Origin of the sequence: Rhizobium binxianense, assembly GCF_028994275.1 — a bacterium.
In the GTDB taxonomy this organism is placed as follows: domain Bacteria; phylum Pseudomonadota; class Alphaproteobacteria; order Rhizobiales; family Rhizobiaceae; genus Rhizobium; species Rhizobium binxianense.
Genome location: NZ_CP118713.1, coordinates 4,470,456 through 4,495,408 on the forward strand (window position 1 = coordinate 4,470,456; position 24,953 = coordinate 4,495,408).

General features: G+C 62.3%; 27 protein-coding genes and 1 pseudogene. 10 read left to right on the forward strand and 18 right to left on the reverse strand.

Features of this window, described 5'->3' with window-relative positions:
* The first annotated feature begins 19 nt into the window (after positions 1-19).
* Positions 20-463: a MarR family winged helix-turn-helix transcriptional regulator gene (locus PO860_RS21785; RefSeq protein WP_183605353.1), complete on the forward strand. Its 444-nt coding sequence runs from the start codon at positions 20-22 to the stop codon at positions 461-463.
* A gap of 49 nt (positions 464-512) precedes the next feature.
* On the opposite strand, the gene ybaK is transcribed toward PO860_RS21785, so the two are convergent.
* The 4 genes and pseudogenes from ybaK to PO860_RS21805 form a co-directional block, all read right to left on the reverse strand.
* Positions 513-986: a Cys-tRNA(Pro) deacylase gene (gene ybaK, locus PO860_RS21790; RefSeq protein ID WP_183605354.1), complete on the reverse strand. Its 474-nt coding sequence runs from the start codon at positions 984-986 to the stop codon at positions 513-515.
* Between the two features lie 33 nt (positions 987-1,019).
* A complete protein-coding gene (locus PO860_RS21795) occupies positions 1,020-1,370 on the reverse strand; it encodes an ArsC family reductase (protein WP_183605355.1) in 351 nt (116 codons plus the stop codon).
* Between the two features lie 103 nt (positions 1,371-1,473).
* Positions 1,474-2,529: a M14 family metallopeptidase gene (locus PO860_RS21800; protein ID WP_183605356.1), complete on the reverse strand. Its 1,056-nt coding sequence runs from the start codon at positions 2,527-2,529 to the stop codon at positions 1,474-1,476.
* Positions 2,530-2,604: 75 nt separating this feature from the next.
* Positions 2,605-3,198 (reverse strand): annotated as a pseudogene (locus PO860_RS21805) (2'-5' RNA ligase family protein); the annotation flags it as partial.
* A 168-nt stretch (positions 3,199-3,366) separates the two neighbouring features.
* On the opposite strand from PO860_RS21805, the gene PO860_RS21810 reads away from it, so the two are divergent.
* Complete coding sequence (locus tag PO860_RS21810) at positions 3,367-3,930, forward strand: methylated-DNA--[protein]-cysteine S-methyltransferase (RefSeq protein ID WP_273879353.1); 564 nt, start codon at positions 3,367-3,369, stop codon at positions 3,928-3,930.
* A gap of 35 nt (positions 3,931-3,965) precedes the next feature.
* Here the strand turns inward: PO860_RS21810 and PO860_RS21815 are convergent, their stop codons facing one another.
* From PO860_RS21815 to PO860_RS21825, 3 genes are read right to left on the reverse strand one after another with little or no spacing between them, the layout of a single operon-like run.
* Positions 3,966-4,700: an SDR family oxidoreductase gene (locus tag PO860_RS21815; protein WP_272782756.1), complete on the reverse strand. Its 735-nt coding sequence runs from the start codon at positions 4,698-4,700 to the stop codon at positions 3,966-3,968.
* A 58-nt stretch (positions 4,701-4,758) separates the two neighbouring features.
* The gene (locus tag PO860_RS21820) at positions 4,759-5,610 is read right to left on the reverse strand and encodes an oxidoreductase (protein WP_272782757.1); all 852 of its coding nucleotides are present in this window, start codon (positions 5,608-5,610) and stop codon (positions 4,759-4,761) included.
* Between the two features lie 58 nt (positions 5,611-5,668).
* The gene (locus tag PO860_RS21825) at positions 5,669-6,043 is read right to left on the reverse strand and encodes an Atu4866 domain-containing protein (RefSeq protein WP_273883759.1); all 375 of its coding nucleotides are present in this window, start codon (positions 6,041-6,043) and stop codon (positions 5,669-5,671) included.
* Positions 6,044-6,147: 104 nt separating this feature from the next.
* Here PO860_RS21825 and PO860_RS21830 point away from each other — a divergent pair, with 104 nt between their 5' ends.
* From PO860_RS21830 to PO860_RS21840, 3 genes are all read left to right on the forward strand, one after another.
* Complete coding sequence (locus tag PO860_RS21830; protein WP_273883720.1) at positions 6,148-7,044, forward strand: LysR family transcriptional regulator; 897 nt, start codon at positions 6,148-6,150, stop codon at positions 7,042-7,044.
* A 130-nt stretch (positions 7,045-7,174) separates the two neighbouring features.
* A complete protein-coding gene (locus tag PO860_RS21835) occupies positions 7,175-8,029 on the forward strand; it encodes a helix-turn-helix domain-containing protein (protein WP_183605362.1) in 855 nt (284 codons plus the stop codon).
* Positions 8,030-8,067: 38 nt separating this feature from the next.
* Positions 8,068-8,613 carry a YbhB/YbcL family Raf kinase inhibitor-like protein gene (locus PO860_RS21840; RefSeq protein ID WP_183605363.1) on the forward strand — a complete coding sequence of 182 codons (546 nt, stop codon included), beginning with the start codon at positions 8,068-8,070 and terminating at the stop codon, positions 8,611-8,613.
* 84 nt (positions 8,614-8,697) lie between these two features.
* On the opposite strand, the gene PO860_RS21845 is transcribed toward PO860_RS21840, so the two are convergent.
* Positions 8,698-9,192 carry a GNAT family N-acetyltransferase gene (locus tag PO860_RS21845; protein ID WP_183605364.1) on the reverse strand — a complete coding sequence of 165 codons (495 nt, stop codon included), beginning with the start codon at positions 9,190-9,192 and terminating at the stop codon, positions 8,698-8,700.
* Between the two features lie 286 nt (positions 9,193-9,478).
* On the opposite strand from PO860_RS21845, the gene PO860_RS21850 reads away from it, so the two are divergent.
* Positions 9,479-9,778 carry a hypothetical protein gene (locus PO860_RS21850; RefSeq protein ID WP_275037980.1) on the forward strand — a complete coding sequence of 100 codons (300 nt, stop codon included), beginning with the start codon at positions 9,479-9,481 and terminating at the stop codon, positions 9,776-9,778.
* Positions 9,775-10,206, forward strand: a complete 432-nt coding sequence (locus tag PO860_RS21855) for a type II toxin-antitoxin system VapC family toxin (RefSeq protein ID WP_273883719.1) — start codon at positions 9,775-9,777, stop codon at positions 10,204-10,206. The genes PO860_RS21850 and PO860_RS21855 overlap by 4 nt, the downstream gene beginning before the upstream one ends.
* A 124-nt stretch (positions 10,207-10,330) precedes the next feature.
* Here PO860_RS21855 and PO860_RS21860 read toward each other — a convergent pair whose 3' ends face one another.
* A complete protein-coding gene (locus tag PO860_RS21860; RefSeq protein ID WP_273883718.1) occupies positions 10,331-11,227 on the reverse strand; it encodes a LysR family transcriptional regulator in 897 nt (298 codons plus the stop codon).
* Positions 11,228-11,519: 292 nt separating this feature from the next.
* On the opposite strand from PO860_RS21860, the gene PO860_RS21865 reads away from it, so the two are divergent.
* Complete coding sequence (locus PO860_RS21865) at positions 11,520-12,254, forward strand: SDR family NAD(P)-dependent oxidoreductase (RefSeq protein ID WP_183605368.1); 735 nt, start codon at positions 11,520-11,522, stop codon at positions 12,252-12,254.
* 149 nt (positions 12,255-12,403) lie between these two features.
* A complete protein-coding gene (locus tag PO860_RS21870; RefSeq protein ID WP_273883717.1) occupies positions 12,404-13,006 on the forward strand; it encodes an NADPH-dependent F420 reductase in 603 nt (200 codons plus the stop codon).
* 340 nt (positions 13,007-13,346) lie between these two features.
* Here PO860_RS21870 and guaA read toward each other — a convergent pair whose 3' ends face one another.
* The 3 genes from guaA to PO860_RS21885 all read right to left on the reverse strand — a co-directional run bounded on the left by guaA (position 13,347) and on the right by PO860_RS21885 (position 16,166).
* Positions 13,347-14,909: a glutamine-hydrolyzing GMP synthase gene (gene guaA, locus PO860_RS21875; RefSeq protein WP_183605370.1), complete on the reverse strand. Its 1,563-nt coding sequence runs from the start codon at positions 14,907-14,909 to the stop codon at positions 13,347-13,349.
* Positions 14,910-15,081: 172 nt separating this feature from the next.
* Positions 15,082-15,720, reverse strand: a complete 639-nt coding sequence (locus PO860_RS21880; RefSeq protein WP_183605371.1) for a 5'-methylthioadenosine/S-adenosylhomocysteine nucleosidase — start codon at positions 15,718-15,720, stop codon at positions 15,082-15,084.
* Positions 15,717-16,166, reverse strand: a complete 450-nt coding sequence (locus tag PO860_RS21885) for a PaaI family thioesterase (protein WP_003544704.1) — start codon at positions 16,164-16,166, stop codon at positions 15,717-15,719. Before PO860_RS21885 ends, PO860_RS21880 begins: the two co-directional genes overlap by 4 nt.
* 219 nt (positions 16,167-16,385) lie before the next feature.
* On the opposite strand from PO860_RS21885, the gene PO860_RS21890 reads away from it, so the two are divergent.
* A complete protein-coding gene (locus tag PO860_RS21890; RefSeq protein WP_273883716.1) occupies positions 16,386-17,459 on the forward strand; it encodes a DUF2252 family protein in 1,074 nt (357 codons plus the stop codon).
* A gap of 46 nt (positions 17,460-17,505) precedes the next feature.
* Here the strand turns inward: PO860_RS21890 and PO860_RS21895 are convergent, their stop codons facing one another.
* The 6 genes from PO860_RS21895 to PO860_RS21920 all read right to left on the reverse strand — a co-directional run bounded on the left by PO860_RS21895 (position 17,506) and on the right by PO860_RS21920 (position 24,576).
* Positions 17,506-18,588, reverse strand: coding sequence for a DUF1513 domain-containing protein (locus tag PO860_RS21895; RefSeq protein ID WP_272782762.1), 1,083 nt, complete (start codon positions 18,586-18,588; stop codon positions 17,506-17,508).
* Between the two features lie 4 nt (positions 18,589-18,592).
* On the reverse strand, positions 18,593-19,693 hold the full coding sequence (locus PO860_RS21900) for an imelysin family protein (protein WP_273883715.1): 1,101 nt from the start codon (positions 19,691-19,693) through the stop codon (positions 18,593-18,595).
* Positions 19,693-21,231: a di-heme oxidoreductase family protein gene (locus PO860_RS21905; protein ID WP_275037981.1), complete on the reverse strand. Its 1,539-nt coding sequence runs from the start codon at positions 21,229-21,231 to the stop codon at positions 19,693-19,695. Before PO860_RS21905 ends, PO860_RS21900 begins: the two co-directional genes overlap by 1 nt.
* Before the next feature lie 47 nt (positions 21,232-21,278).
* A complete protein-coding gene (locus PO860_RS21910) occupies positions 21,279-22,553 on the reverse strand; it encodes an imelysin family protein (protein WP_273879457.1) in 1,275 nt (424 codons plus the stop codon).
* Positions 22,554-22,773: 220 nt separating this feature from the next.
* Positions 22,774-24,063 carry an RsmB/NOP family class I SAM-dependent RNA methyltransferase gene (locus PO860_RS21915; RefSeq protein ID WP_275037982.1) on the reverse strand — a complete coding sequence of 430 codons (1,290 nt, stop codon included), beginning with the start codon at positions 24,061-24,063 and terminating at the stop codon, positions 22,774-22,776.
* Positions 24,064-24,213: 150 nt separating this feature from the next.
* Positions 24,214-24,576, reverse strand: coding sequence for a septal ring lytic transglycosylase RlpA family protein (locus tag PO860_RS21920; RefSeq protein ID WP_097612507.1), 363 nt, complete (start codon positions 24,574-24,576; stop codon positions 24,214-24,216).
* Between the last annotated feature and the right edge of the window lie 377 nt (positions 24,577-24,953).

The window sequence follows — 24,953 nt, forward strand, 5'->3', positions numbered from 1 at the left end:
GATAAATGTACTTGCATCTATGTCCGAAAAAACACTGAAACCAAGCGAAGCTGTCACCTCTGCCTGGACGAGCATCATGCGCGCCCGCGAGCGCTTGCTCGGCGCGATCGAAGCTGAGCTGAAAGCGGCAGGCCTCCCGCCGCTCGCCTGGTACGACGTGCTGTGGGAATTGGCGCGCTCGCAAGACGGCAGGCTGCGCCCCTACGAGATCGAGGAGCGGACCTTGCTGACGCAGTATAATCTGTCCCGGCTGATCGACCGGCTGGAAAGAGAGGGCCTGGTCCGGCGCGAGGTCTTCGCAGAAGATGGACGCGGCCGCTGGGTGGTGGTCACCGATGCCGGCCGAAAGCTTCGCGAGCGCATGTGGATCGTCTATGCCGGATCGATCGAAACCCATATCGGCTGCAAGCTTGCCGACAGCGAGGCGAAGACGATCGCTGGCCTGCTCGACCGCTTCTTATAGCAGGAGCATAATGCCGAAACCGCTTGCAGTTTTCGGCATCCGGCTCCGATCAGGCAATCAGCGGCGCAGCAACAGCTTTCAGCACCGTCAACGCATCCTTCGGATCGACCCGCACCTGCAGCCCGCGCTGCCCGCCATTGATATAGACCAGCGGCTCGGCAAGGGCGGCTTGCTCGATCGCCGTCGGCACCGCCTTCTTCTGGCCGAACGGGCTGATGCCGCCGACATGATACCCTGTCAGCCGCTCGGCATCGGCGGGCTTCATCATGTTGGCCGATTTGCCGTGAAAGGCGCTGGCAAGCTTCTTCATGCTGACTTCGCGATCCGACGGCACGACGACGCAGACCGGCTTGCCGTCCACCTCCGCCATCAGCGTCTTCAGCACCCGATGCGGCGCCTCGCCGAGCGCTTCGGCGGCCTGCAGTCCGACGCGCTCGGCATTGGGGTCGTAATCATAGGCATGGACCGTGAAGGCGACGCCTGCCTGCGAAAGAAGCTGAGTCGCGCGCGTGGTCTTGGACATCTCTTCCCCCCGTGAACTCAGCGAGGCCGCCTGTCAGCCGCCGAACGTACCGGCATACATCTCCGGCTTGAAGCCGACCAGCAGCTTCCCCTTCGCCTCCAGCACCGGCCGCTTGATCATCGACGGCTGGTCGAGCATCAGGGCGATCGCCTTTTCCCGGGTCAGGTTCTCGCGCTCGGCATCGGGCAGTTTGCGGAAGGTGGTGCCGGCGCGGTTGAGCACCGTATCGAGGCCGGCCTGGTCGATCCAGGTCTCGAGATGGGCGCGGTCGATACCGAGCGCCTTGTAATCGTGAAACTCATAGGCGACGCTGTGTTCTTCCAGCCAGCTGCGGGCCTTCTTCATCGTGTCGCAATTCTTGATGCCATAGATGGTGACGGCCATGCCCGATCGATCTCCCTGTGATGACAGCGAGATAGCATGCAAGCAGGCCTGCGCAAACGCCGTGCGGCGTGTTATCCCCCGGCTCGGCGATCACCGGCCCGGCTCAATTCTCCAGTGCGCCGGCCTTGCGCGAGACGCTGCTGGGGCTGTCGCAGGCGATCTTCATCAGGTCGCCGCGCCGCCGCACCAGCCGGTCGGATGTTCGGGTCAGGATCAACCCGTCCTGTGGGGCATGCAAGTCGATGCCGCCCGGTTGCCCCGGCCGGGTGATGATCGTCATGAGAAGATCGCCTTCCGCAATCCTCTCGCCGATATTGCGATGGAAGAGCACGGTGCCGCCTGCGGGGGCGCGAACAATCTCGACATTGTCGAGCGGCACGGCCGGGCCGGAAAATGTTACCGCCGCCGTCTCGCCGCTGACGATCCCCCGAGTCACGAGGAAACGCCAGAGCCCGTCCGCATCCTTTTTCGCCAGGACCGGATCGACATCGCGCTTGCCGCGCAGCTCGACGGTGACGGAAAGTTTGCCGGGCAGTCGGGACTGGCGTTCGCCCGGAACCTGATACTTCCATGCGAAACCGACAGCCTCCTCGAAGGCCGAGCTTTCGCCATCCGAAAGCAGCACGGCCTCCATATCGAGTGCGGCTGCAAGATCGGCGGCCTCCGGCCAGAAGGCCTCGTCGATATAGGCATATTGCAGGGACTCATCGTCGCAATGCAGGTCGAGCACGAGATCGGCGGCCAGCGCCATATGCAGCAGCTGTCGCTTCAATCTGTCGGTAGCCGGATAATCGTCGAGGTCTTCGATCAGTGTCGCCCGATCGACAAGGGAGATCAGCGGGAAATCGCGGTTGAAATTGGTGCGTGAGCCCAGGTCGAAACGACCCTGCAATTCGCCGAAATGCGATTGCGCCGCACCGATCGGATTGGCCTGCGGCACGATGGTGATATCGCCGGCGATCCCGCCTTCACTTTCTGCCTGCCGCAGCCGCTCGCAGAGGAAATGCAAGAGCACCGTTCCCGGCAGCTCACCGGCATGCAGGGCCGCCTGGATATAGGTTCTCGGCGCCTTCGGATCGCGGCCCTTAAAGCGCAGCACCGGCAGCCGCCACTCCGTTCCCGGCGTATCTCCCGGGATGATGATCTCTGAAACGTCCATGCTGTCCTGGCTCTCGTTTGTATCTCGAACAGGTTTTCCGAGTCTTATGCGTGGAAATTGCGCAAGTGCAAGCTCAGCCAGCAGCGGCCAGCGATCGACGATCCGGTGTTCGGTTTTTCCGAGGAGGCTGTGGATCAGCAGGAATTCATGCGCCGTCCATGAAACCGGCCCGGCGAGGGTCGTCGGCGGCACGGCCTTGCGGTCGTAGAGCAGCGTCATATGCGGCGTGAAATTGCGGCTGATATTGTGTGGTAATCCTGTATTGTGCATGCCGACGCCCAATTGGACATGCAGCCGCGTAAGCGGTTTCAGCCCGCCTTCACCGCAAAGTACCAGCGGCCGTGCCTTGTCCTCCCGCCGAAAGCTCATGATCCTGTCGAAGCTGATCGCGATCGGCGCGCCCTCCACCGTGGCGCCTGCCTGGCGCGCCGCAAACACCGCGTCCTCCGGCAGCTCGTCATAGTCGCCGACGCCGATAACGCTCACATGCAGCGTCGAAAGCCGCGGTTTTGCGGAAAGGGAGAAGGTCTTGCCATGGTCATCGGCGATCGCGGCCAGCCGCTGCTCAATGGTTGCGGGAGGACGGAGTGCGAAGAACAGCCGGTGTCCGCCGCTCCGCCGCCCAGGCTGGTTTGGGCCATGGCCGAAGTCGAAGGGAATCTGGTTCATGGCCTCTCAGCTCGTCATCACCCGCCTCATCGTTCCAAAAGAATGCCGAAGGATATCCCGAGAGAACGGAATATCAAGAACAAAAAAAGAACAATGGTGCAAGAAACGGGTTGAAACAGCGGCCGCCCCGTACGATTTTGTGGTATTCGAAAACGCGGAGGCTGTGTCGTGAGTGAGACAACGCACCACTATCTCATCTTCGAAACCGCAGGCGGTTTCTGCGGCATCGCCTGGAGCGACGCCGGCATCACCCGCTTCCAGCTACCGACCAAAGCAGCGGAAGCGACCGAACGGCTCTTGGTGCGCCGCCTGCCGGATGCCGAAGCCGGCACTCCGACGCCTGCTGTGCTGGAGACGGTCGCTGCGGTAAAGCGCTACTTCCAGGGCGAGGAGACGGATTTTTCCGGGGTCGAAGTCGATCTTGCCGGCCAGGATGCCTTCTTCCGGGATATTTATGCGGCGGCAAGGCGTATCGGCTGGGGCCGCACCACCACTTACGGCGCGCTGGCCAAGGAGCTTGGCGTCGGGCTGGAAGCCGCTCGCGACGTCGGCCAGGCGATGGCGAAGAACCCGGTCGCATTGATCATTCCCTGCCACCGGGTGCTTGCCGCAGGCGGCAAGATCGGCGGCTTTTCCGCTCCCGGCGGCTCGACTTCGAAGGCCCGCATGCTGGAACTCGAAGGCGTCAACCTCGCACCGCCGCCGCCTGCCCAGCAGTCGCTGGGTTTTTAAGCGGCGCAGGTGCTTTTTGATAGAGCCTCAACCGCTCAATGCGGGCTGGCTGTCGGCCGGATGATGATCTCGCTGACATCGACGTCATCAGGCTGGCTGACGGCGTAGAGGATCGAATTGGCGATGGCCTCGGGGCTGATCGTGATCGCCCTGAAAGCCTTCATGGCGTCCCGCGCCGTCGGATCGGTGATGGTGTCGGCCAGCTCCGATGTCGTCGTGCCGGGAGAGATGACGGTCACGCGGATACGATCGGTCTCCTGCCGCAATCCGTCCGAGATCGCCCGCACCGCGAATTTCGTCGCGCAATAGACAGCCGCCGTCGGCGAGACGCTGTGGCCGCCGATCGAAGACAGGTTGATGATCTGCCCCGATCCCTGCGCCTTCATGATCGGAAGCGCCGCCGCGATGCCGTAGAGAACGCCCTTGATATTGACGTCGACCATCCGGTCCCACTCGTCGACCTTGAGGGCCTCGAGCGGCGAGAGCGGCATGACCCCGGCATTGTTGACGATGACATCCAGCCGGCCGAATTCCGACCTGGCAAAGCCCGCGAAAGCCTCCACCTGGGAACGGTCGGTGACGTCAAGCTGTCGCAGGCGCACCGTCCCGCCCTTTGCGGCGATGTCGCCGGCGAGTTCCTCCAGGCGCTCGGTGCGGCGTGCGCCGATCACGATATGGGCGCCTGCGGCAGCCAGTACCTTTGCCGCAGCCTCTCCGATGCCGCTGCTGGCTCCGGTGATGGCAATGACTTTTCCTTTGATATCAGACATTTTAAGCTCCATGTGCACGCCGCTCGCCTGGCGACGCGGCTGAGGGTTTTCTTGGCAATCAGCTTGGGAAATCGGCGCTGAGCGTCGTCTCCGCCCAGGCATCGAAGTTTGCGCGCAGCGCATCGAGCCGTTCGCGGGCGATCTTCAGGGCGGGTGCGCCGAGCAGCAGGCGCAGCGGCGGCGCGTCCGCTTCGAAAGCCGATATGATCGCGGTGGCCGCGCGCGTGGGATCGCCCGGCTGGTTGCCGGAGATCGAGCGGGTGGCCTGGCGTCGCTTGCCGGATGTTTCGGCATAGTCTTCGATGATCGTGCTGGATTCGACCATCGACCGGCCGGCCCAGTCCGTGCGGAAGGCGCCGGGTTCGAGGATTGTCACATCGATGCCGAGCGGTTTGATCTCATGCGAAAGCGATTCCGACAAGGCTTCGACCGCGAACTTGGTGGCGTGGTAGTAGCCGGTTGCGGCAAAAGCGACGAGCCCGCCGAGCGAGGAGACGTTGAAGATATGCCCTTGCTGGCGTCGGCGCATGCCCGGCAGGACCCGCTTGGTGACGGCGATCAATCCGAAGACATTGGTCTCGAACTGAGCGCGTATCTCCGCATCGTCGCCCTCTTCGATCGCCGAGAGGTAGCCGTAGCCGGCATTGTTGACGAGGACATCGATCGCGCCGAAATGGGTTTCGGCATCATGAACGGCGCGGGCGACGGAGTTGCTGTCCGTCACATCGAGTGCAAGGGCGAGCGCGCGGTCGCCATGCTCTGCCGTGAGATCTGCCAGGCTCTCGGGTCTGCGCGCCGTCATGGCGGCGCGCCAGCCACGCGCCAGGACGGCTTCGGCGAGCGCCCGGCCGAGGCCGGACGATGCGCCGGTGATGAACCAGATGGGTGTTGGGGAAGACATGATCGTCATCCTTTCCGGCCGGCAAACGCGGCCTTCTCCTGTGGGGTATTGCCTTTCAGGCGGCGCGTCATTTGCGCCGAAGCACCATGCCGCCATGATGGAGGGTGTTACCGTCGACGAAATCGCCGTCGGCCGTAAAGCCCGTATCATCCCAATATTCGATGTGGCTTCCGGTGACTTCGTAGCGTCCCCGGTAGGCGCTTTCCCGGTTGCCGCGGGCTTCGTCGTAGCGGCCAGTGGGCAGAAGTTCGTGGCGGACGCGGCCATCATCCGTAACCCACATGCCGACATAGGGATGTTGCTGCATTGTGTTCTCGCTTGTTTGTTGCTGCTGAGTTTCTCGGTCGTTCACGGTATCGGCGGCGGACGAATCGGTCGCCGCGCCAGCCAGGGTGACCGCCGTGAAAAACTGCAGGACGGGGCTTTTGAAAATCCTTCGCATTGCCTTGCCTTTCGAAGCCTTCATGACCTCGACTGAAAGATAAGACGGAGAAGCCGAGCGATTAAGTTGCCAATCCAGGATGACGTGGTTAGAAATGCTAACCAATGGTCGGCGATCTCGAAGGCATTTCAGTTTTTCTTGCTGTGGCGGAGGCGCGCAACTTCCGGCTCGCCGGCGAGCGGCTTGGCGTCACCCGCTCCGCCGTCAGCCAGGCCCTGCAACGCCTGGAAGATCGGGTCGGCGTCGCCCTGGTCCGGCGCACGACGCGCAGCGTCAGCCTGACCGAAGCCGGCGAAGTGTTCTTCGAGGCGGTTCGTCCATCGGTCCGCCAGGTCAAGGATGCGATGCAGACGGTGCGGGAAATGCAGGCGCGCCCAAGCGGCTGGCTAAGGATCATGGTTTCCTCGATCGCCGAGAACTTCCTCTCCGGCACCTTGCTGGCCGGCTTCATGGAAGCCTGCCCTGACATCAAACTCGATATCACCATCACCGATGACGAATTCGATATCGTCGAGGCCGGCTTCGACGCCGGTGTCCGGCTGGGCGAAGTGATCGAACAGGACATGATTGCGATTTCAGTCTCCGATGAGCAGCGACAATGCGCGGCCGCATCCCCCGCCTATCTCGAGCGCCGCGGCCATCCCCACCATCCGCGCGAACTGCAGGACCACGCCTGCATCGGCTGGCGGCCACGCCCGGATACCGCGCCCTATCGCTGGGAGTTCACTGAGAACGATCGCGACTTCGACGTCTCCGTCGATCCCGCCGTCACGACCAACGACATGGGCATGATGATCCGCATGGCCTGTGCCGGAGCAGGCATCACCTTCGGCATGGTGGAGACCTTCCAGCCCTATATCGAACGCGGCGAACTCATGCCGCTGCTGGAGGACTTTTGCCCGCCCTTCCCGGGCTTCTATCTCTACTATCCCAGGCGCCAGAGGCAGCCGCTGAAGCTGCGCGTATTGGTCGATTATGTCGGCAGGTCCCGTAGAAGGTAGACATGGTCTCGGGATCCCCGGCTCAATGTTGCCGCTGCCACATGGTTTTGGTATTCCCGAGCCTCGCGGATCAGCGATCGTCTTCATGCCAGCTTTGCCGGTCGCCGCTCATCCCATTGCCGGAGAACATATGCTCGACGACGCCTTTCCCGTTCCGACCAGGGCCTTGGTCCGCCAAGGTGGGCGCGCCTGTTTTTATCGTCTCGTCAATACGAGTCCCCTGTTGATCCAGGTGCAATCGGGAACGAAGATCGTCATGGCGGATGATAAGGCTTTGCGCCTCGAAGCGGGCGCCTTTGGCTTGCTGCCCGACTATCGCCCCCTGACGATGGAGAACATTCCCAAGGCGCCGCAGAAGTATCAGACCTTGGCGCTACCTGTTCCGCGACGGCTTTTCGAGGATGCCTATAGCAGGATGGGATCGATTGCCGTTCCGTCGAGACCGGTCCCGGCAAGCACTTCGGAGCTGCCGGAGGAAGCTGCGGCATTGTTTGACTATTGCTGTCAGCCCGGCAATCTGACGAGGCTTCCCGGCGCCATTGCCAAGGCTCGTTTGATCGAACTGATCACCTGGTTTGCGCTCTGCGGCGCGGTGCTCGGCCAATGCCAAAGCCCTCGGCTTGAGGACCGGCTGCGGCAGATGATCGAAAGCGATACCGCTTTCGATTGGACGCTGGGGCAGGCGGCGCGCGCGTTCAACATGAGCGAAGCGACGCTGAGGCGCAAACTCGCCGCCGAGAATACCGGCTTCAGTGAGATCCTCAGCGACACGCGGATGAACCGTGCCCTGGGGCTCATCCAGACGACGACACTGCCGATGGCGCAGGTTGCCCTTGAGGTCGGTTATGATTCACCGTCTCAATTTGCGGCGCGGTTCAAGGAGCGGTTTGGTGTCAATCCACGCCATGTGCGGGGCGGCTCCGAGCATTTTGAGCGGATCGGGACAGAAGTTGAGCAGACCGGGGCAGATATGCTCCAGCGCTGACGATAGTTCTCCTGCATCATCAACCGCAGGAAAACAGAATGCGTTTCATCACAGCAGCACTTCTCGCCGCGTCCGTCTTCGGCGCGACGGCCGCCCAGGCCGAAATGAAGCTTACCTCGAAGGATCTGGTCGCCGGCAAGACGATGGCCGATGCGCAGGTCTTCAACAGCTTTGGCTGCTCGGGCAAGAACATCTCGCCGGAACTGACCTGGTCGGGCGCTCCCGAGGGAACCAAGAGCTTCGCCATCATGGCTTACGATCCGGATGCGCCGACCGGCTCGGGCTGGTGGCATTGGTCCGTGTTCAACATTCCCGCCGATACCGCGAAGATCGCCACCGGCGCCAGCGGTGACAAAAAGCTTCCCGCCGGCACCGTCGAAGGTCACACGGACTTCGGTACGTCAGGCTACGGCGGCGCATGCCCGCCGGCCGGCGACAAGCCGCACCACTACCAGTTCACCGTCTACGCGCTCTCGGTCGATAAGCTCCCGCTTCCCGATACGGCGCCGGCCGCCATGGTGGGCTTCTATGTCAGGGCAAATACGCTCGACAAGGCCTCCGTCGAGGTCACCTACGGCCGCTGAAGCCGCGCTCAGGATCGCATCATCCTTGCATGACAACGGCCGGCCGAGGTGACTGAACCTCGGTCCGGCCGTTCCTGTGCGGGCTTATCCGGCCGTCGCTACTTCCCAGCAAATCAACGGACCGTCTTCGGCATCGATACGCTCGCCGGCGCGGGTGAATCCATTGCGCTCGAGGACGCGCTGTGACGCGATGTTCTCCAACCCGGTCTCTGCAGAGATCAGCGCCACGCGAGGATCGTTCCGCGCCCACTGCAGCAATTGCCCTATCGCCCGGGTCGTGCATCCAAGACCCTGGCGGGACGGCGCAACCCCATAGCCGATATGGATGTTTCCATCATGTGGGACCCGAACGATGGAGCAGAGGCCGACGATCTCGCCATCCTCGACGATCATCCAGGCCGCCGGCGAAAATTCAGCGCCGATGTCAGCCGCGAGCCGGCTCAACATCTGCAATATCTCGGGAGGCGCAAGGGCGCTGTCTTCGACAAGGCGCAGATGGAGGGGCGCGATGCCCTTCAGCAGCGCTTCGAAGTCACGACTGGTTAGTTCGATGATCATAATCTTCTCGACATTAGACATGCGCCGGCATGGGGCGCGCTAAGGCCGAGCGGTAGAATGAGGATCAGCTCTCGGTCACGATGCCGAGCGCCTTCATCCCTACCGCCGCAGCCGGTGAATTCTGGTTCGTTGCGACGGCAGACAAAGGCATTCTCCTCTAAGACTTAAATGCGAATAGCAGTCCGATGCGAGGATCGCAAGATGCCGGCGACGGTAGAGCCGCCGATCGTAAATTGAACGCTGGCCGCGCAAATTTGCTGAAAACCCTGGTTCTGGCTATATTACTGGAAATAAGCCGGAGGTCATCATGGGAAGTTCACAGAAGCGCGCCATCCAAAATTATCGAGCCCGCCTTGGCGAGCGCGGCTTGGTGCGCTTCGAAGTGCTCGGCAAGGACGCTGATCGCGACCTCATCCGGTCGCTCGCCCGACGCCTGTCGGAGGACACGCCCGAGGCTTCGGAGCTGCGCGCGACCGTAAGCAAGTCGATCGTCGGCGAGACGCCAAAGCCTGGTGGGATTCTCGCCGCATTGCGTCGTTCGCCGCTGGTGGACGCCGACCTCGACCTTTCCCGCCCCCGGGAAGAGGGACGCAAAGTCGACTTGTGACGCGCTACCTCCTCGATACCAACATCATCAGCAATGTCGTCAAACCGCAGCCATCGGAATCGCTTCTTGCATGGATGTCGACGCAGCGCGACGAGGATTTGTTCATCTCCTCACTGACCGTTGCGGAGATCCATCGCGGAATTTTGGAGAAGCCACGCGGCAAGAAACGCGACGCGCTCGACAAATGGTTTTCCGGGCGTGAAGGACTGCAGGCGCTGTTTGCGGGCCGCATCCTGTCGTTCGACGACAAAGCGGGCCTGATCTGGGCACGGCTGATGGCGGAAGGGAAAGCGGCCGGCAAGCCGCGCAGCGGGCTCGACATGATCATCGCCGCTGTCGCCGCGGCGAACGAGTGCGTTGTTGTAACGGATAACGAAAAGGACTTTGCCGGACTCCAGATCGTCAATTCGATCCACGGAGCAGTCTGATGCGGCGGTCTCGGCTGTTTTCGTCCGCGTGCTGATGATCGTCTGAGAGGCAAGCGGGGTAGTCAAGAGAGCCCTCGGCTTCCGACCGGATTACGGCAAGCGTCGCCGGCCACCTGCCGGGCCGTCAGTCGCGCGATATAGATAGCCCCGCGAGAAGCGGAGCGTACGCCGCGAGCCTGCGGGATACGAACTCCGTGAAGAGCCGCACGCGCTTCGTCTTGCGTGTCTCCCCCTGTGTGAGAAGCCAGAGCGTCCCATGCATGGGCAGGTTGGTGCCCGGCACCCTCACCAATAGAGGGTCGGAATCGCCGACGAAGCACGGCAGTTTCGTCATCCCGATCCCTTGCTGTACTGCAACGATCTGCGTCTCGGCGTCCGGGGTCCTGAACGGAACTCCCGTGGTGTAAACCTCTCCCTCGCGCGCCCAGACCGGGAGTCCATGATTGTCTATGACGATCCACCGAATGGGATCAGGCGCGCCCGCACGCCACGCGGCTAGTCGATCGCGAGACATGTAGACGCCGCTGAACAACTCCGGTCCCTTCAGGCCGTGAAGATTGAGCGGCAGGGTCTTGCGGTCGGCGACAATGCGGATCGCGACGTCGGCCTCTCGGTTGGTCAGATTCGCGACCTCGCCGGTCGACAAGATTTCCATCTCGATGTCCGGATGCAGACGCGCGAAGTCGGCGAGATCCGGCATCAGCAGGTGTGTGGCGAGGAACGGTGGAAGCGTCACCCGCAAAAGCCCGCGCGCGCTCTGGTCGCGACCGAAGACGCGCGTCTCCAGCTGGTGCGACGACGCTTCCATCTGGTTCGCGAGCTCGAGGACCTCTTCGCCCGCAGCCGTCAGGCGGTAGCCCGAAGGCAGCCTTTCGAACATCTGCGCCCCGAGGCGTTCCTCGAGCTGAGCGATGCGTCGCAGCACGGTCGAGTGATTCACCCCGAGGCGCTTGGCGGCAGCCCGCACCGAGCCTCCGCGCGCGACGGCAAGAAAGTAGCGAACGTCATCCCAGTCGATCATGGTGCCAGCCGATCATGGTGCAATCCGGCACCGCGCGGTGCGCCTTCCAAAGCCCGTATCTAACGCATTCGTACAGCAGTACGGGCTTTCATCATAGCCTATGCCGACGAGCGCGGCCCAATTCCGAACGACGGACACCGATCGTCGCGGCTGACGTCAGTCGTCCAGCCGGATCGATTTTGCACCACCGATGTGCGCGCTTCCGCACTCAATGCCTGACTCCGGCGGACCTATTTTGAGGGTATCGGGGACCTCCCCGAACGATCACAGGCGGAGCCTGGAAGGAGAAGTCATGGGAAAGCTTGAGGGTAAGGTTGCAGTCATTACGGGTGGATCGAGCGGCATGGCGCTGGCGAGCGCCAAGCGGTTCGTTGAAGAAGGCGCCTATGTTTTCATCACGGGCCGGAGACAGGAGGCGCTGGACGAGGCCGTCAAGTTGATCGGCCGGAACGTGACCGGCGTGCGCGGCGACGCGTCCAATCTCGACGACCTCGACCGCCTGTTCGATACAGTCAAGCGGGAAAAGGGCAAGATTGACGTCCTGTATGCGAGCGCCGGCACGGGCGAAGCCGTCCCACTGGGCGAGATCACCGAGCAGCATTTCGATGCGACCTTCGGCCTGAATACGCGCGGCACGCTGTTCACGGTGCAAAAGGCGTTGCCGCTGTTCAACGATGGCGGATCGATCTTCATGACCGGATCAGTTGCTTCGGTGAAAGGTTTTCCTGGTTACAGCGTGTATGCAGCGAGCAAGGCGGCGCTGCACGCATTCGCACGCGGGTGGCTCAACGAGCTGAAGGGCAGGAATATCCGGGTGAACGTGCTGCACCCTGGGCCGATCGCCACACCGATGCAGGACCAAGTCCTCACCGAGGAGGCGAAGCAGATGTTCGAATCCCTGATCCCGCGGGGAAAGATGGGTCGTCCTGAGGAAATTGCGGCGGTCGCGCTGTTTCTTGCTTCAGACGATTCGAGCTTCGTGAATGGGGTAGAGTTGTCTGTCGACGGCGGCTTCTCGGCCATCTGAATTCGCGCCGGATCGCCGAAAGTGGCTGGCTGTCCGGCCGCGCGGAAGCCGTTCACGGCAGGACGCGCAATGGTAGCCACACAGCGGAACGAATACCCAGCGCCGTTGAAGGCCGGGGAACCAATATCTACACGGATTGGAGAAGCATTATGAGCTATGCGATTGTAGGATTCGGTAAGATAGGCCAGGCGCTCGCCCACGCCTTCGCACGTAAAAACATCGACGTGACCGTTGCGAGCCGCCGGCCGCCCGAGGCGTTGGCGCCGCAGGCTCAGGCGATTGGACCCACGGTCGTCGCCAAGTGGCTGCGGGATGCACTCGAGGCCGACACAATCATCCTGGCGGTCCCGTTCTGGGAGCATCGCGAGGTTGCGAAGGCCCTGCCGAACTGGGAAGGGAAGACAGTCATCGACGCGACGAACTCGTTTCCCCTTCCTCCCGAAGAGCTGGACGGCCTGCCGTCTTCCGCCTTCGTTGCGAAGGCGTTCACCGGCGCCAAGCTCGTGAAGGGTTTCAATCACCTGATTGCGGCCACCCTGGCTGCTGATCCGATCGTCGAGGGTGGGCACCGGGTCGTCTTTCTGTCGAGTGACGACGAGGACGCGATCGCTCATGTGGCCGCCTTGGCCAAACAACTCGGCTTTGCACCCGTCAAGCTGGGAAAGCTCGACGAGGGTGGCGCGCTGGTGCACGCACGCGGCCGCACTTGGGGCCAGCTCATCTTCCAGGATTTGTTCAAGAAGGAGCAGTAATCGATCTACGACCCGGGCGATCGGCGCCGAGAACTGGTCGCGCGTGCTAGAGCATTCCAGGAAAAGTGCGAAGCGGCTTTCCGTCCGGAATTGCGTGAAAACAAAAGGTTAGAGCGGTTCTGGCTTCTGTGAAAAGCTAAACCGCTCTAACGTCTTCGAGCAGCGCGCGACCGAATACTTGAAGGTCACAAAGTCGCGAAGGTTGGGGTGGGCCGGACGGCGTATGGGCGCCGTTCGAAGAGCGGGGAGACGCGCGACAGAGCCGCAGATCTGCGGGTCGCCTGGAATCTATCGACTGCTATCGATGGCCTAGGATTCGCCTGAGAGTCCTCTGCCCCCTTCACTCCCACTCGATCGTACCCGGCGGCTTCGACGTAACATCGTAGACCACGCGGTTGATGCCGCGTACCTCGTTGATGATACGCGTGGCGGCGCGGCCGAGGAATTCCATGTCGTAGTGGTAGAAGTCCGCCGTCATGCCGTCGACGGATGTGACGGCGCGCAGCGCGCAGACGAATTCATAGGTGCGGCCGTCGCCCATGACGCCGACGGTCTGGACGGGCAGCAGCACGGCGAAGGCCTGCCAGATGGCGTCGTAGAGGCCGGCCTTGCGGATTTCGTCGAGATAGATCGCATCAGCCTCGCGCAGGATCTCCAGCTTTTCGCGGGTGATGCCGCCGGGGCAGCGGATGGCAAGGCCGGGGCCTGGGAAAGGGTGGCGGCCGATGAAGCTGTCGGGCAGGCCAAGCTCGCGGCCGAGCGCGCGCACCTCGTCCTTGAAGAGCTCGCGCAGCGGCTCGACGAGCTGCATCTTCATGCGCTCCGGCAGGCCGCCGACATTGTGGTGCGATTTGATCGTCACCGACGGGCCACCGGTGAAGGAAACGCTTTCGATCACGTCGGGATAGAGCGTGCCCTGGCCGAGGAAGTCGGCGCCGCCGAGCTTCCTTGCCTCTTCCTCGAAGGTTTCGATGAACAGCCGGCCGATGATCTTGCGCTTGGTTTCCGGGTCGCTGACGCCTTCGAGTTCGCCGATGAAACGATCGGCGGCATCGACGTGCAGCAGGTGCAGATTGTAGTGCTCGCGGAACATGGCGACGACACCGGCCGCCTCATCCTTGCGCATCAGCCCGTGGTCGACGAGGATGCAGGTCAGCTGGTCGCCGACGGCCTCGTGGATCAAGAGGGCTGCGACGGAACTGTCGACGCCGCCCGAAAGCGCGCAGATGACGCGCTTGTCGCCCACCTGCTCGCGGATCTGCTCGACCGCCTTCTGGCGATAGGCTGACATCGACCAGTCGCCCTTGATGCCGGCGATGTTGTGAATGAAATTGCCGATCAGCTTGGCGCCATCAGGCGTATGCACGACCTCGGGGTGGAACTGCACACCGTAATATTTGCGCTTCTCGTCAGCAATGAAGGCGTAGGGCGCGTTGGAGGAGGTGGCGACGACCTCGAAACCATCCGGCAGCGCGGTGACGCGGTCGCCATGGCTCATCCAGACCTGATGGCGCGAGCCGGAGGACCAGAGGCCCTCGAACAGCTGGCAATCCCTGTCGACCTCGAGGAAGGCGCGGCCGAATTCGCGGTGATGGCCGCTTTCGACCTTGCCGCCGAGCTGCATGCACATCGTCTGCTGGCCGTAGCAGATGCCGAAGACCGGCAGGCCGCTGTCGAAGATGATCTGAGGCGCTCGCGGCGATCCCTCGTCCACCGTGGAAGCCGGGCTGCCGGACAGGATCACGGCCTTCGGCTGCAGGCGGTTGAAGCCCTCTTCGGCCGATTGGAAGGGAACGATCTCGCAATAGACGCCGGCCTCGCGCACGCGACGTGCGATGAGCTGGGTCACCTGGCTGCCGAAATCGACGATGAGAACGGAGTCGGGATGTGCTGTCTGGGTCATGGCGAGGCTTTAATGAAAAGCGCTTCGCCTGGCAATCCGGGAAATCGGCGGCATCAGGTTTTTATTGTTCCGATTGTCCCCGCGCGTCTGTAAAGACGCGCGGCGCTGGCAGGTTTTTGTTTTTACGCATGTCGTTATCGCAAAACCGCTGCACACTTTTGCGCGACATGCTCTAGAACCAGAAAACCCCGTCCTCCAGCGCCGTGAACAGGCTGTCGACGCCGTAGGAGAGCTTGCGGTCGACGATATGCAGATATTCGGTCCAGCCGGAAATATGCTGCAGCTCGACGGCGCCGTCGGAAATGCCGCGAAGGCCGATTAGCGGCAGCTTGTAGCCCTGGCAGGCGCGCAGCACCGCAAAGGTCTCCATGTCGACCATGTCGGCGTCGATATTGGTATAGGCCGCCCCTGAGATGACGTTGCCGCCGGTGGAAAGGCTTGCTTCCGGAATGCCGGGAATGCGCAATGGCAAATCGAGCACCGCCGGCAGGTCGAGGAAAGGTGTCTTGCCCTTTTCGAAGCCGAGCGGCGAGGCGTCCATGTCGCGGTAGGAAACCGAGGTCACCTGGTAGATTTCGGTCTGCTCCAGTTTCGCCGAGCCGGCCGAGCCGAGCGAAACGACGAGATCGGGCAGATCGTCGGCCGCATCGAGCCGCGCGAGCGTCTTGGTCAGCGCAACCGCTGCCTCCACAGGGCCGACGCCGGTCATCAGGGGTTCGATGCGCGACCGCAGGAAGGGACCGTATTCGGCCTCGGCCGCCATGACGAAAAGGATGGATTTTCCTGCGACCGATTTCAGTTCGAACTTCATCCCGTAATTCCTTCCCTGCCGCGGATCACCATCATCGTTCCGGTCATGGAGGCGATGAGTTTGGCCGGCCCGTCGCTGATCGCGTAGCCTCGCCCGTCGGCGACGATGATGGTGGAGCCGGGTTTGGTGATTTCCCCGCGAAACAGGAAACGATCGCCACGCCCCGGAGACATGAGATTGACCTTGAACTCGATCGTCAGGATCGAAGCTTCGGGGTCGATGACGCTGTAGGCGGCAAAACCGCAGGCCGAATCGAGCGCGGCGGAAATGATGCCCGCATGCAGGATGCCGTGCTGCTGTGTTAGTTTGACGTCGAAGGGAAGCTCGATCTCGACGACGCCGTGCTCGACACGCGTCAACTCCGCGCCGATCGTCTCCATCGCCGCCTGCCGCGCAAAATTGCGGCGAATTCGCGCGCGGAAATCGCCCCTGTCAGTCTCGCTCATGTCTGCCCCTCTTGCAGCGGCGAAAGTGGCATGGCGGGCCGGATTCGACAAGCTGCACATTGCTGAAATCGGTCCGGACCGCGGCGGAAAGCGCGCACCGTGTCGCCGGGGCCACCTTTCGACTTTTTGCCGCTGTGCAAGCCGGTGCGAAGACGATTGCAGCTTCGCGCCCAGCGCGTATTCTCCGCGTCATGTCTGGAAACGAAGGAGCGCCGGCGCATGACGACGATATCGCAATCGGTCCAGAATTTCGAGAGCTGGCTGGCCGGCGAACTCGGGGCCGATCTCGTCAAGGACGATCTCCGCGAAAAGCACGAGAAGATGCGCAGCGACGATTTCGTCTTCCTGCGCGCCACCTATTGGCGCTGGTGCGAGATCATCCTCGATATCTGTCCGGAACTTGGCTCCGCGCCGGAAGTGCTGGCGATCGGCGATACGCATCTGGAGAATTTCGGCACCTGGCGCGATGCCGAGGGCCGGCTCGTCTGGGGCGTCAATGATTTCGACGACGCGGCGGTGATGCCTTATGCACTGGATCTCGTTCGCCTTACGGCAAGCGCCATCCTGGCGCGGAACGGCGATGGCCCCTCGGTTCGGATGATCGGCGAAGTGATCCTTGCCGGTTATCGCAGGGGTCTTGAAAATCCGCTGCCCGTTATCCTCGAACGCGATCACAAATGGCTGCGCAAGGCGCTGATGCTGCCGAATTCCGAACGCCGCGAATTCTGGGAGAAATATGAAATGCTGCCTGCCGGCAGCAAACCGCCGCCATCAGCCTATGTCAAGGCGCTCACAGATGCACTGCCGCCTGGCTCAGGACCTTTCGTGGTGAAGCCGCGCAGCGGCGGCACCGGCAGTCTCGGCCGGCCGCGTTTCGTCGCTTACGCCGAATGGCAGGGTGGGCCGGTGCTGCGCGAGGCGAAGGCGCTGGTGCCGTCGGCCTGGTCGCTTCGCCACAGGCCGCAAGACCTGGCGATCCACGCGGGCGAAATCGCCGGCGGACGGGCGCGCTCCGCCGATCCCCATTATGGTGTCTCCGGCCGTATTCTCGTGCGCAGGCTTTCGCCGAACAGCCGCAAGATCGAGATCGACAAGCACCCAGAGGTGCTGCTTTCGCCGACGATGCTCGAACTGATGGGCTTTGAGATCGCCAATTGCCATTCCGACGATGCGGCGGCGGCAGTGATCCTGCGGGACCTGCAGACCAGGGGGCCTGAATGGCTGCATGAGGCGGCAAGGGCCGCCGCATCGAGCGTCAGTGCCGAGCAGAAAGCCTATGCGCGCGGCCGTTAAAGCATGACGCCGAAAAGTGTGAGCGGTTTTCGGACGGCGTCATGCTCTAAGAGATCCGCACGATGTGCTGGTCCCAGGCGACATCGCTGCGGGTCGACAGGAAATCGCCGTCATAGGAGGAGACGGCAAAGCCGCTTCTTGCCGGCGCGATGCCCGCGGCATCCGGAATGCTCGTCTCCGAGAGCACCTTGCCCGACCTTGCGTCGATGGTCACCGAGGCGCCGCCTTTCGGCGACGTCACGCCGACGAGGCCCTCGCTGCGGTTGACGGCGATTGCGCCGACGTAATTGGCAAGCCTGTGCGTCGTCTCCTCCGGCAGGTCGATGAAGGACAGATCCTCTCCCTTGGCGAAATGGCCGACAAGCGGCGGCAGGTCGTTACGGTGGCCTTCGTATTGGCAGGCGAACCAGATGCGGCCCTTGTCGTCGAGATCGACGTGGCGGGTGGAGAGTTGTGCCCATTGCGCAGGCAGCACATGTTTTTCGATCAGCGCCCCGGTCGCCGCATCGATCAGCACCAGCGACGGCTGCATCGCCCCGAGATTGAGCTTCGTGCGGCCGAAATCCGGATGCGTCTCGATGCCGCCATTGGCGACGATCAGAAGGCGTCCGTCATCGGAAACCGTCATGTCGTGCGGGCCGATGCCGTAGGTTTCGAATTCGCCGATGCGGGTGAAGCGGTCGGTGGCGTCGTAGAGACCGATCATGCCGCGATTGCCGTCGAAGTCGTTCTCGCTGGCATAGAGCAGACGACCATCGGGAGAGAACGCGCCGTGGCCGTAGAAATGCCGATCTTCCCTGGAGCTGATGACGATTGGTTCGCCCTTATTCCGGCCATCGAAAATCATCGCATAGGTGCCGGGCCGGCGGGCGAAGGCGACGGTCTTGCCGGTGGCGGCGCTGAAGGCCATGCCGTGCGCCCGGGACGGAAGCGCCACCTGATCGACGACCTCGCCGCGCTCCGTAACGGTCGCGACGGCATAGGAGCCATCGGCAGCACGAATGCCCGAAGCATAGACCGCATCGGCTTGCTCCAGGGCCATCAGCGACCTCGGCGTCAAGGCCGCAAGGAAACCGATCCCGGCTGCCTTGATGAAGCTGCGCCGGTCGATTGGGGCACTTCGCATCATCGCTTCAGTCTCCATCCGAAAAGGAAAAGCCGGCCGAAAGGCCGATCGCTGCGCCATATTCGTCGCTGATCCTGGTGATCAGGTCGCGACTCTCGGCAAGCAGCGTATCGAGCTTGGCCTTCTCCGCATCGCTTGTCGCCACGTCGATGTCGGGATTGAGCTTCGGCACGCTGTCGAGCAGCGATTTGAAATCCTCGTCGATCGAAGCGGCGATCGGCTGCTTGTCCGGCGGCAGAAGCTCGGCCATGCCGGCCTTCTGCCAGAGCGTGCGCAGGCCGTCGATGTTGGCGGCCATCGATTTCCAGGTATTCTTGGAGCGCCAGTAGATCGCCATGCGCGGACGCGGCGCGGTATCCTTGCCCTTGTAGAATTGCTCCAGCCGCTGGTCGCGGACATTTTCGGCGCCGTGGACGAGAATGGCGAGCAGCGCCGTCACGGCTTCCTTGTTGTCCATGAAATCGTTGCTTTGCGGGCCTGGATGTTTCCAGCTTGCCTGCACCCCGTCGGGCTTTTCCCAGGCGGCGACGACTTCGCCGGCCTCACGCTGGATATTGCCGGCGACCGCCTGGCCGTAGAGGCAGCGGAAGCCGCCCTTCTGTTTGACGAGATCGTCGGAGCCGTTGCCGTAAAGCACATATTCCAGCGCCGTCAGGCCTTGCAGCGCGACGCTCTTGCCGGCGATCGCATCGACCGTCGCATCTTTCGGGTCGCCCTTGGCGATCAGCGCCTGCACCTGCTTCAGGCCGACACCCTTGCGGTCGGGATAAAACAGGATGTGCTCGAAGAGATTGTCCTGGATGACGGGTCCGGTCTGGACGATCTCGATGATCGACCAGTAGCGGATCGTATCGTCGAAGGCGGATTTCGCCTTGTCGAGCGTCTGCTGCGTGCCGTCGGCGCAAAGATCCTTCATCGCCGTCGTCAGCCGGGCAGACGATTGCTGCATGTTGCGATAGCCGGGACGGATCACTTCGTCGACGGCGCGCTGCATGACGGCGGGAACGGCATCCTCGTTCAGCCCTGCCGGAGGAGCGGCGGTCTGGGCGGCCGCTGACGTGGCGAGGCCGAGCAGAGAGAGGCAGAGCAGGGGGTGCGGTAGGCGCATCAAAGTGACTCCAGGAATGTAATCAGGGCCGCCCTGTCGTCTTTCGACAGGGAGGAGAAAGCGTTGCGGGCCTTTTCAGCTTCGCCGCCATGCCAGAGGATCGCTTCGGTGAGATCACGCGCACGGCCGTCATGCAGGAAAAAGCTGTGTCCGCTGACAGTCCGGGTCAGTCCTATACCCCATAGCGGCGGCGTGCGCCATTCACGTCCGCTTGCAAGGCCGACCTGCTGCCCGTCGGCAAGGCCGTCGCCCATATCGTGCAGAAGAAAGTCGGAATAAGGCCAGATCAGCTGGAAGGACTGTGCCTTGTCCGGCGTATCCCGGCGGGTGACGAATTTCGGCACATGGCAGGACATGCAGCCGCTTTCGTAGAAGATCCGCTTGCCCCGCAGCGTCTCGGGAAAGCTGGCCTTGCGGCGCGCCGGGACGGCGAGATTTGAGGAATAGAAGGTGACGAGGTCGAGAATGGAACCGGGCGCCTCTTCCTTGCCCAGCCGTTTCTGCACACCGGTCGGCATAGCAAGGCATTTTTCTTCCGCCTTGGTGCAGTCGCCCTGCGCATTCGGCTGATCGGGCGTCGAGATGCCGATATCACTGGCAAAGGCATCGGCACTCTGGTCGCGCACCGTGGCGTTCTGCGCCTTCCAGCCGAACCGGCCGAGCGCGATCTTGCCGCTCAGGTGATCGCGCACCATCGCAGCCTTGCCCGAAATGCCGTCGCCGTCGGCATCGTCCGGATCGGCATGGGCAAGAATATCGGCTTCGGGAATGGCCTCGATCAGCCCGAGGCCGATCATCGCCGAGGCGACTCGCGGCGAAATCGTCGTTGCGGGATCGAGCGGCCCATAGGCGGGATTGACAACCGCATAACTCGGCCGGCGCAGCGACACGATCTCGCCGTCGCCGAGCGTCACCGGTTCTTCACGGTAGCTGATCGCCAACTTTCCCTCGGCGGCAAGGCCGGGAACGGCAAGATCCTGCAGCTGGTGGCCGTAGACCGGATCGGGAAAATTGACGACATCAGCACTCGCGATCGCCTTTTCTTCCTCCGGTGTCCCGGCCGCGCGGGAAAGCCGCAGCAACATCGAGGTGGCGCTGGGGCCTCCCTCCGGCGGCTTGCCGCGGCCGTCATTGACATGGCAGCTCATGCAGGAGCGGGCGTTGAACAGCGGCCCGAGACCATCGGAAGCCTGCGTCGAGGAGGGCGCGGAAACCCAGAGCTTGCGGAACAGCGCGTTGCCGAGCTTGAAATTCTGCTCTTCCTCGAAGGGGATGTTGGCCGAAATATGCGAGAAGCTGTCCTCGGTGACAGGGGCGATCGAGGTCGCAGCCCCCGCCTGCATCGCTTCGTATGGTTCTGCCTTGGAGAAATCCGTCGTCGGCCGGGTGACGTCGGCGACACGTTTCAGATCGGCCGCGGAAAGGTCGGTGCGTTTCGTCGGCAGATCGAAACCGGCAGCAATGCTGACGGAAAAACCGGCAAGCGTGGCGCAGAGCGTTGCGCTGGCGATCAATCGGCGGGCCGGGGCATGCGACATTTCAGGGTCCGGGCCGCTCCGGCTTTCGAAGCGGCCCGCCTTTTTACTTATTTGAAGACGGCGTTAGGATTATCCAAGCTGTCGGAACCTTCAAGCTGAACCGTACCGAGATCGAGTGCGGCAATAACGCGCTGTACCGATTTCGTCTGGTCGATCAGCCCGTCGATGGCGGCCTGGACGACGGCGTTGCCTTCCTTGTTGCCCTCGGCGATCATCTGGTCGTACTTCTCGACCGTCTCGCCGCGCTTTGCCATGGCGTTCATGGCATCGAGCGTCTTGTTGAGCTTGCCTTCCACTTCGGCGTCGAGCGCTTTGTCCTTGGCGGCCACCAGATCGTGCAGCGACGGGCCGCTGAGCTTGGTGCCGTCGACGCGGGTATAGTTGCCGGTATAGGCGGCGGCGATGCCGATCGCATCGTTGAGATGCGAGTTGTAGGTATTGTCCGAGAAGCAATCATGCTCTTCTTCCGGATCGTGCAGCAGCAGGCCGAGCTTCATGCGCTCGCCGGCAAGCTCGCCGTAGGAAAGCGAACCCATGCCCGTCAGGATCGCGACGAGGCCGGCCTTCGGATCGGCTTCGACGTTCTTCGTCGCCGCACCGTCCGGCGTCCAGTTGTCGGTCATTTCCTGCAGGTCGGAAACGAGCAAGGTGGAGGCGGACTTCAGATATTCGGCGCGGCGGTCGCAATTGCCGTGCGTGCAATTCTTGAGGTCGTAATCGGTGGCCGGGCGGTCGCCGGCGCCGGGGCCTGTACCGTTCAGATCCTGGCCCCAGAGCAGGAATTCGATGGCGTGGTAGCCGGTCGCAACATTGGCTTCGATGCCGCCGGCCTCGGCCAGCGTGCCGGAGAGGAATTCCGGCGTCAGCTTCGAGGCGTCGACATCCTTGCCGTCGATCTTGATCGTCTTGTTGGCGATGACATTGGCCACATAGAGCGAATTTTCGTCGCTCTCGGTACCGTAGGAGGCGTCGACATAGTCGATCAGGCCTTCATCGAGGGGCCATGCATTGACCTTGCCTTCCCAGTCATCGACGATCGGATTGCCGAAACGATAGACTTCCGTCTGCTGGTAGGGAACACGCGCCTTGATCCAGGCCTCCCTGGCGGCTTTCAGCGTCGCGTCATCAGGCGCCTTCAGGAAGGCGTCGATGGCGGCGTCGAGCGTCTTGGCCGTCGTCAGCGAGTCTTCGTATTTCGCATGCGCCACGTCGGCATAGTGTTTCACCACCGCGGCAGCATCGGTCTCGGCATGCGCGGGAAGGGCGAGCAGGGCGGCGGGGGCAATCGCCAGCACGGCTGCGCGGAATGTGTTGAGCTTCATGATCCTCTCCTGTGACGGATCTTCCGTCTAATCGGGCTCCGTCTCTTCGCGCAAAAGTAAACTGGTGTCAAACGCTCTAGTTTGGAATAATTTTAACATTGAGCAGTTGTTGCCAACCTGCCCTTTTGAACGGCATTTATGTGAAAAATCGGCGGCAATCGGACCGTTGCGCCGTGCTGCGCAGCGTCATTCCGCCGCGGCATCCATTGTCCCGGCCGCGTCAGCCCTTGCGCTGCATGCGGCAGAAGAAGAAACCGTCCGTGTCGGTGGAGGCGGGCGTCAGCGTCACCGTCAGGCCGTCGGAAGAGTGCGGACGCAGGCTGTCTTTTCCGAACAGCTGATCCCAGGCAGGCAGGGCGCTGACGATTTGAAAATCGGAATTCTCAGCCGTGAAGCGGCGCACCTGTTCCTCGTTCTCCTGAGGCAATACCGAGCAGGTGACGTAGATCAGTTCGCCGCCTGGTTTGACGAAGCCGCTCGCCTGCGCCAACGCGTCCTGCTGCTGGGTGGTGCGTTCGTCGAGGTTCTTTGTCGTCAGCCGCCATTTCGTGTCGGGGCGGCGGCGCCATGTGCCGGTGCCGGTGCAGGGCGCGTCGACCAGCACCTTGTCGCAGCGTCTGGCAAGGGCCGAAAGCGCCCTGGCGTCGTCATGCACCTGGACATTGCGCGTGCCCGCCCGCTTCAGCCGCTCGATGATCGGCGCCAGCCGTTTGCGGTCGGCATCATAGGCGTGAACCTGTCCCTTGTTTTGCATGGCCGCCGCCATCGCCAGCGTTTTGCCGCCGCCTCCGGCGCAATAGTCGAGAACCTGTTCGCCGTCGCTCGCCAGCACCAGATCGGCGACGATCTGCGATCCCTCGTCCTGAACTTCGAACCAGCCTTTCTGGAACGAAAGTTCGGCTGTTACGTTGGGGAGACGCGAGGCGCCTTCGCCGGCGTCAATCCGGATGCCGTAGCGGGCGATCTTGGCTGCATGCGCGCTGGCCCTTTCGAGCGCCTTGACGACCTTGTCACGGGACGCCTTTAGGCTGTTGGCGCGCAGATCGAGCGTCGGGCGGGCGGCGAGCGCCTGTGCCTCGGTAAGCCAGCCGGCGCCGAAGGCCTGTTCGAAGGAGGATTGGACCCATTCGGGAATATCGCCGCGGATATGCGGCGGCGCATCGTCAAGCGAGCGGCTCCCAAAGGCCGAGGCGGCCTCGGTCGACAGTGGTGTCGGCGCAAACTTGTCATCCGCCAGTTCGGCGGCAAGGCTGCCAGGGGTGAAACCCCATTGGCGGAACATCACGGCATGGGCGATGGCTGCAGCGCTGTCGTCATCCATCAGCCAGGCATGGGAGAGCCGCATGCGCAGGGCGTCATAGACGATGTTGCCGATCGCCGCGCGATCGCCGGAGCCGGCAAAACGATGCGCCAGGCCCCAGTCCTTCAGCGCGTCGGCGACGGGCCGCTTGCGGGCATCGATGTCCGCGAGCACAGAAATCGCCCCTTCGAGGCGGCCGCCCAGACGCATTCACAAATCTCCTGTTGCCGTGCCTGCGAAGGATCCTGGCAGCCGCGACGGTCGCGGGGCGGATTGTTCACAAGTCTCAACCGCGTGGTAACCGCGATTGACGGCAAGAGCAAGCGCCGCTGACAGCACAGCCGGTCGCAAGCTCCGGGCTTAGCTGATCACCTGGTAGCATACCTTCGCCGTGCCGGAGCTCACCATGCCGATATTCTGCGCGGCAGCCCGCGACAGGTCGAGCACCCGGCCGCGGATGAACGGGCCGCGATCGTTGATGCGGACGACGACGGTGCGGCCATTGTTGCGGTTGGTGACCTTGACCTTGGTGCCGAAGGCGAGCGAACGATGTGCGGCAGTCAAGACGGCAGGGTTCATACGTTCCCCGGAAGCAGTTTTGGAGTGAAGTGCGTACCATGAAGCACCACCACATCCATTTCCAGCAAAACTCTCCGCCGGAAGCAAGGAAGAGCAGGCTGCAATAGTTGCGGCAGCGATAATAGAACGACGTATTTTCTTCAAAACAGAGTACCCCTCAACTATTGAACTCACGCCCTTGCAGGCGGCAGGGCTTAAATCTGTTGAAAAGTGGCGAAAAAGTGCCACGCACGATCACGGAATATTACAGTCTGTAATATTTGTGATACCATTGATAAATTATGAGAATTGGCCGCGCATGGCGGAACATGGAAAAAACGCAATGAAAACAGCTAAAATTCAAATGATTTTTCCGACGAAGTTTTAAACTCCACGGCCTTCACAAAAATCACGAAATTTTTTTTCTGCTTTCGCCATATTTACCGCCACATTTGAGCAAATTCAAAGGCTGTTAACCATAATGTGCGGCGAGAATTGTTCTGCTCAAGGCGGAAAGTAGGAATTTCCTACTCATTTTGGGT

Coding starts and splice junctions, on each gene's coding strand:
- PO860_RS21850 (WP_275037980.1), top strand. CDS start 9,479: ATGGGAAGTTCACAGAAGCGCGCCATCCAAAATTATCGAGCCCGCCTT.
- PO860_RS21840 (WP_183605363.1), top strand. CDS start 8,068: ATGCGTTTCATCACAGCAGCACTTCTCGCCGCGTCCGTCTTCGGCGCG.
- PO860_RS21785 (WP_183605353.1), top strand. CDS start 20: ATGTCCGAAAAAACACTGAAACCAAGCGAAGCTGTCACCTCTGCCTGG.
- PO860_RS21815 (WP_272782756.1), bottom strand. CDS start 4,700: ATGTCTGATATCAAAGGAAAAGTCATTGCCATCACCGGAGCCAGCAGC.
- PO860_RS21885 (WP_003544704.1), bottom strand. CDS start 16,166: ATGAGCGAGACTGACAGGGGCGATTTCCGCGCGCGAATTCGCCGCAAT.
- guaA (WP_183605370.1), bottom strand. CDS start 14,909: ATGACCCAGACAGCACATCCCGACTCCGTTCTCATCGTCGATTTCGGC.
- PO860_RS21845 (WP_183605364.1), bottom strand. CDS start 9,192: ATGTCTAATGTCGAGAAGATTATGATCATCGAACTAACCAGTCGTGAC.
- PO860_RS21905 (WP_275037981.1), bottom strand. CDS start 21,231: ATGTCGCATGCCCCGGCCCGCCGATTGATCGCCAGCGCAACGCTCTGC.
- PO860_RS21890 (WP_273883716.1), top strand. CDS start 16,386: ATGACGACGATATCGCAATCGGTCCAGAATTTCGAGAGCTGGCTGGCC.
- PO860_RS21860 (WP_273883718.1), bottom strand. CDS start 11,227: ATGATCGACTGGGATGACGTTCGCTACTTTCTTGCCGTCGCGCGCGGA.
- PO860_RS21830 (WP_273883720.1), top strand. CDS start 6,148: ATGGTCGGCGATCTCGAAGGCATTTCAGTTTTTCTTGCTGTGGCGGAG.
- PO860_RS21825 (WP_273883759.1), bottom strand. CDS start 6,043: ATGCGAAGGATTTTCAAAAGCCCCGTCCTGCAGTTTTTCACGGCGGTC.
- PO860_RS21865 (WP_183605368.1), top strand. CDS start 11,520: ATGGGAAAGCTTGAGGGTAAGGTTGCAGTCATTACGGGTGGATCGAGC.
- PO860_RS21820 (WP_272782757.1), bottom strand. CDS start 5,610: ATGACGATCATGTCTTCCCCAACACCCATCTGGTTCATCACCGGCGCA.
- PO860_RS21880 (WP_183605371.1), bottom strand. CDS start 15,720: ATGAAGTTCGAACTGAAATCGGTCGCAGGAAAATCCATCCTTTTCGTC.
- PO860_RS21895 (WP_272782762.1), bottom strand. CDS start 18,588: ATGATGCGAAGTGCCCCAATCGACCGGCGCAGCTTCATCAAGGCAGCC.
- PO860_RS21835 (WP_183605362.1), top strand. CDS start 7,175: ATGCTCGACGACGCCTTTCCCGTTCCGACCAGGGCCTTGGTCCGCCAA.
- PO860_RS21910 (WP_273879457.1), bottom strand. CDS start 22,553: ATGAAGCTCAACACATTCCGCGCAGCCGTGCTGGCGATTGCCCCCGCC.
- PO860_RS21795 (WP_183605355.1), bottom strand. CDS start 1,370: ATGGCCGTCACCATCTATGGCATCAAGAATTGCGACACGATGAAGAAG.
- ybaK (WP_183605354.1), bottom strand. CDS start 986: ATGTCCAAGACCACGCGCGCGACTCAGCTTCTTTCGCAGGCAGGCGTC.
- PO860_RS21800 (WP_183605356.1), bottom strand. CDS start 2,529: ATGGACGTTTCAGAGATCATCATCCCGGGAGATACGCCGGGAACGGAG.
- PO860_RS21870 (WP_273883717.1), top strand. CDS start 12,404: ATGAGCTATGCGATTGTAGGATTCGGTAAGATAGGCCAGGCGCTCGCC.
- PO860_RS21915 (WP_275037982.1), bottom strand. CDS start 24,063: ATGCGTCTGGGCGGCCGCCTCGAAGGGGCGATTTCTGTGCTCGCGGAC.
- PO860_RS21900 (WP_273883715.1), bottom strand. CDS start 19,693: ATGCGCCTACCGCACCCCCTGCTCTGCCTCTCTCTGCTCGGCCTCGCC.